This is a genomic window from Neisseria sp. SLRRB23, from assembly GCF_050896295.1.
Taxonomy (GTDB): Bacteria; Pseudomonadota; Gammaproteobacteria; order Burkholderiales; family Neisseriaceae; genus Neisseria.
In genome coordinates, this window is record NZ_JBPBFH010000141.1 from 1 (window position 1) to 389 (window position 389).

General features: G+C 50.1%; 1 protein-coding gene and 2 pseudogenes. All 3 read left to right on the forward strand.

Annotated features, from left to right (window positions below; all coding sequences use genetic code 11):
• Window positions 1-135 (forward strand): annotated as a pseudogene (locus tag ACRPFF_RS11530) (SecDF P1 head subdomain-containing protein); the annotation flags it as partial.
• A gap of 7 nt (window positions 136-142) precedes the next feature.
• A complete protein-coding gene (locus tag ACRPFF_RS11535) occupies window positions 143-265 on the forward strand; it encodes a hypothetical protein (protein ID WP_432674678.1) in 123 nt (40 codons plus the stop codon).
• Window positions 258-389 (forward strand): annotated as a pseudogene (rplE, locus tag ACRPFF_RS11540) (50S ribosomal protein L5); the annotation flags it as partial. The gene ACRPFF_RS11535 and the pseudogene rplE, both read left to right, overlap by 8 nt.

Sequence of the window (389 nt, forward strand, 5' to 3'; positions counted from 1 at the left end):
GGCGGCAGTATCTTTGGCGACTTGACTGCCGCAAATGGCGGCAAACGCATGGCGATGGTTTTGATCGACCAAGGAAAAGGCGAGGTTGTACCCGCGCCGGTTATTCGTGCTGCCATTACCGGCGGCGGTGTGGAAAATCGGTATGATTGCGATGTCTTCGCTGTTTAACTTCATCGGTTCTGACACCAACGCTATGTTTGCTATGCCTTGGTACTGGCACTTGGTGGTCGGCGGCTTCGCCATCGGTATGCTGTTCGCGTATTGAGAAAATCACCTTAAATATGGGTGTAGGTGAGGCCGTTGCTGATAAAAATGTTATGGAGCATGCTGTTTCAGATTTAGAGACAATTGCTGGCCAAAAACCGGTTGTTACGGTTGCTCGTAAATCT